Below are 1,143 nucleotides of genomic sequence, written 5' to 3'. Positions count from 1 at the left end.
GCCAGTCGATGGAGACACGGCCTTCTATCGCTACGGCCGTCTGCTCTCGCGCAACGAAGTCGGCGCCGAGCCGGCTCATCTGGCCCTGTCGGTCGCAGGCTTTCATCAACTGGCCGGGCGGCGCGCCCAGCAGAGTCCCTACAGCTTGCTGGCCACCGCCACCCATGACCACAAGCGCGGCGAAGATGCCCGGATGCGCCTGGCGGCACTCTCCGAGATCGCCGAGGAATGGGCCACCGTACTGCGTCACTGGCATCAGTTGAACGCCCCCATCGTGGCCGCCACGGCGGGGGCGCAGGGTGGCATCGATGCGCTGGACCAATGCCTGCTGTACCAGACCTTGGTCGGTGCCTGGCCCGATGGCATGAGGGCCGGGGATGACGACCTCAGCGCCCTGGAGCAACTGGCCGAGCGCGTCATCCAGTGGCAGCGCAAAGCCCTGCGCGAAGCCAAGCGGCGCAGCGACTGGGTGGCACCCCAGGCCGACTACGAAGCCGCCTGCGAGCGTTTCACCCGTGCCTTGCTGTGCGATCCGGGGCTGGACCCGCGCCACCATCCCTTCCTCACCGAACTGGAAGAGTTCGTGCGCCGGCTGGCCCCGCTGGGCGCCATCAACAGCCTGACGCAGACCATGCTGAAACTGGCCACGCCGGGTGTGCCGGACTTCTACCAGGGCAGCGAGTTATGGGATCTGAGCATGGTCGACCCGGACAATCGCCGTCCGGTCGATTTCGCCCTGCGCGAACGACGCCTGGCCGACGCCGTCAGCCGTCCTGTATCGCTGCGCGACTGGCAGAGCGGCAGCGCCAAGCAGCAATTGATCCACTCGGTATTGCAGTATCGGCGCCAACATGAAGCTTTGTTCAGCGCCGGGAGATACATCCCGCTGTCCACCCACGGCAAGCTGGCGCGCCACGTGATCGCTTTTGCCCGTGTATGGCCTGGTGAAGAAACTGCACAAGCAGCAGTTGCCCAAACCGGAGAAGGCTGGCAAGCCACACTGGTGATCTGCACCCGCCTGGCCGCGCACCTGCTGTCCTTCGAAGGCCGCCGCGAAGAAGCCTTGCCACTGGTCTCGGCGCAAGCCTGGGGCGATACCTGCATCGCCATCCCGCAAGCCCTGTCGCACGCCGGCAAGCAGAT

General features: G+C 66.2%; 1 pseudogene. It reads left to right on the top strand.

Going from position 1 to position 1,143, the window contains the following annotated elements:
• Positions 1–1,143: pseudogene (locus I5W_RS14000) on the top strand (malto-oligosyltrehalose synthase); the annotation flags it as partial.

This window comes from Herbaspirillum sp. B65 (genome assembly GCF_000333555.1).
Taxonomy (GTDB): Bacteria; Pseudomonadota; Gammaproteobacteria; order Burkholderiales; family Burkholderiaceae_D; genus Herbaspirillum; species Herbaspirillum rubrisubalbicans.
Note: the sequence above shows the minus strand (reverse complement) of the source record. Positions and strands in the feature narration are given on the sequence as shown.